The sequence below is a fragment of the Bellilinea sp. genome, assembly GCF_034432615.1.
In the GTDB taxonomy this organism is placed as follows: domain Bacteria; phylum Chloroflexota; class Anaerolineae; order Anaerolineales; family Anaerolineaceae; genus Bellilinea.
The window spans coordinates 1-3,189 of sequence record NZ_DAOUBL010000226.1; the positions used below are offsets into that span (position 1 = coordinate 1).

The window sequence follows — 3,189 nt, forward strand, 5'->3', positions numbered from 1 at the left end:
CTGATTGATATAAATTCCTCCGCCAATCAGTAACAATAAAATGATGATGGTCAGCGGGTTGGAAGTCCGCCGACGGCGGTTCATCCTTAATCGGCTACCTCGTAAATACATATAAAGGATATTACCATCAGGTTTAAAAAACCGTCAAGCGCTGGGGTTCAACCTTTAAGGCTGGGTTAATCTTTACCATTTTTGCTTGCCTACTTTTTCGCCAACGGCTAAAATGAGGGCATGCGTTTTGATGTTTTCAGTCTTTTTCCGTCCGTTATTCAGCCCTACCTCGAAATCAGCATTCTCCAGCGCGCCATTCAAAACGGCCTGCTGGAAGTTCACCTCCATGACATCCGTTCTTTCACAACCGACAAACACCACATCACCGATGACGCACCCTTTGGGGGCGGCGGGGGTATGGTGATGAAACCCGAACCGATATTCACTGCCGTGGAAAGCGTGCTGGGCAGCCCGCCTTCCTGTCCGGTTATTCTACTCACGCCACAGGGTCGAACTTATACCCAGCAGGTGGCTGCCGAACTGGCACGTTATCCTCATCTGGCTCTGTTGTGCGGCCGCTATGAGGGAATAGATGAGCGCGTGCGTGAACATCTGGTTACGGATGAAATTTCGATTGGTGATTATGTGCTGACCGGCGGTGAACTGCCTGCCCTGATTCTGATCGACTCAATCACCCGCCTGATTCCCGGCGTGCTGGGCGACCCTGACGGCGCGCAGGATGATTCCTTTGCCAGCGGTTTGCTGGAATATCCACACTATACCCGTCCAGCCGAATTTCGCGGCTGGCGCGTTCCCGAAGTACTGCTTTCCGGCAATCACGCCGAGATTGCCCGCTGGCGGCGCCAGCAAGCCCTGTTGCGCACCTGGAAACGCCGCCCTGACCTGTTAGAAAAAACCGAACTCTCCGACAGTGACCGCCGTTTTCTGGCATCCCTGATAAAACCAGAAAACGACACCCCAACTTCTTCCTGAATTGCAAACCCATTTTTCATTCAAGAGGTGCTTTCATGACTCCCCGTTTCAGTTTCGGCAAGACCTTTCTGCTGGGATTTGGTTTTTTTGGCGTCAGCGTCATCTGGAGTGTGTACAACGCCTACGTCCCGATTTTTCTGGCAAACCGGTTCAATCTGGCACCCGCGCTGATCGGATTCTTCATGACGCTGGATAACATCGCCGCCTTGCTGATTCAGCCCCCCATTGGGGCCTGGTCAGACCGCCTGCGAACCCCGATTGGCCGGCGCATGCCTTTTATTCTGGTCGGCGCACCCATCGGGGCAGTTGCCTTCGGATTAATCCCCTTGCAGACCTTTCTGCCGCTCTTTGTTGCCTGCACCAGCACACTGCTGCTCAGCATGGCGCTCTGGCGTACACCCGTGGTTGCGCTCATGCCGGATATCACCCCCTCACAGTACCGCTCGCAAGCGAACGGGATTATCAATTTCATGGGCGGCGTGGGGGCCATCATTGCCTTTTTGTTTGGGGCAAACCTGTACGAGATGAACCCGGCTTACCCGTTCTGGTTGGGATCAGCCCTGGTCATCCTCGCTTCGCTGATGGTGTTTATCTTCATCCGTGAGCCAAAAGACTACGAAGTCACCGATAAAACCGAGCCCAGTTTACTGGTCAGCCTGCGCAAAGTTATCCGCGAGGAAGAAAAATCTCCCTTGCGCATTCTATTGGCGATCTTCTTCTGGTTTGTGGCGTACAACGCCATTGAAGCCTTCTTTACGCTCTATTCGGTCAATCATCTAGGCCTTTCCGAATCAGACGGCGCCCGTCTTTTGGGTCAGCTTTCGCTGTTCTTTGTGATCATGGCCTTACCGGCCGGTTTGATCGGCGGACGAATCGGGCGGCGGCGCACGATTATGACCGGTATTGTGCTGCTGGCTTCCTGTATGCTGGCCATGTTCCTCGTCCCCGCAAATGTCCTCACCATTTCGCTTACCCGCCTCCCGGTGCTGGGCAATGTTCCGGTGGTCGGCACCATCCTGATGCTGGCGGGCATTTCATGGGCGTTGATCAATATCAACTCGCTGCCCATGGTCGTTGACATGACCGATGACCTGCACATTGGCACCTACACCGGCCTGTACTACCTGTTTTCCACCATGGCTGCCATTTTTGGGCCCAACCTCAACGGCATCATCATCCAGTTGAGCGGTTCGAACTACGCGCTGGTCATGCTGTTCGGCCCCATGTTCATGCTGCTGGCACTGATCATGATGCTGGGTGTACGGCGTGGCGAAGCTAAAACTCGTTCCACCTGACTCAAAAAGAGGTGTCAAGTATCAACTTGTCATCTTCTCCAAAGCGTTGTATACTTGAAGCAAGTTGCGGGGGTTTTGTGAAACCCGGAAGCTGCAACCGAGTCGTCCCCAAATTCCAATCCTATTTTTTATGGAGGAGAAAAACGCATGTTCAAAAAGCTCTACCTTGTTGTAGCAGTGTTGATCATTGCCAGCATGGCGCTTAGCGCCTGCCAGCAAGCCGCAACACCCGCGCCGCAGGAACCGGCTGCCCCGAAGATCAAGGTCTGCCAGGTTACCGACACGGGCGGTATTGATGACAAATCCTTCAACGCCACGGCGTGGAAGGGTGTTGAAGACGCCATGAAAGAATTGGGCGTCGAAGGCAAATATCTGGAATCTCAGCAGCAAACCGACTACGAAAAGAACATCAACGCCTTCATTGAAGATGGCTGCGACCTGATTGTCACCGTGGGCTTCCTGTTGGGTGATGCCACCGCTGCAGCCGCCAAGGCCAACCCCGACCAGAAATTTGCCATTGTGGACTTCGCCTACGATCCCGAAATCCCGAATGTGCTCGGGCTGGTCTTCGCCACCGATCAGGCTGCCTTTTTGGCGGGTTACGCTGCCGCCGGCGCCACCAAGACCGGTAAAGTCGGTACCTTTGGTGGTATTCAGATCCCGCCGGTAACCGTTTTCATGGACGGTTTTGCGCTGGGTGTCAAATACTACAATGAAAAACACGGCACCAATGTGCAAGTTCTTGGATGGGATGAGGTCGCGCAAACCGGTCTCTTCACTGGTAACTTCGAAAGCACCGATGACGGCCGCCAGCTGGGTCAAACCCTGATGGACGAGGGCGCCGACATCATCATGCCGGTTGCCGGTCCGGTCGGTTTGGGCACCGCCGCCGCCGTACAGGAACGCGGCA

3 protein-coding genes are annotated in these 3,189 nt (G+C 54.4%); all 3 read left to right on the forward strand.

The features are described from left to right. Nucleotides 1-231 precede the first annotated feature (231 nt). Nucleotides 232-984: a tRNA (guanosine(37)-N1)-methyltransferase TrmD gene (gene trmD, locus VAE48_RS09985; protein WP_322793179.1), complete on the forward strand. Its 753-nt coding sequence runs from the start codon at nt 232-234 to the stop codon at nt 982-984. 35 nt (nt 985-1,019) lie between these two features. Further along, nucleotides 1,020-2,279, forward strand: coding sequence for an SLC45 family MFS transporter (locus tag VAE48_RS09990; protein WP_322793180.1), 1,260 nt, complete (start codon nt 1,020-1,022; stop codon nt 2,277-2,279). 147 nt (nt 2,280-2,426) lie between these two features. Beyond that, nucleotides 2,427-3,189, forward strand: a 763-nt coding sequence (locus VAE48_RS09995; protein ID WP_322793181.1) for a BMP family ABC transporter substrate-binding protein, incomplete at its 3' end; no start/stop codon positions are given.

Bases quoted from the DNA above. Each gene is read 5' to 3' on its own strand.
- trmD (WP_322793179.1), top strand. From the start codon at position 232: ATGCGTTTTGATGTTTTCAGTCTTTTTCCGTCCGTTATTCAGCCCTAC.
- VAE48_RS09990 (WP_322793180.1), top strand. From the start codon at position 1,020: ATGACTCCCCGTTTCAGTTTCGGCAAGACCTTTCTGCTGGGATTTGGT.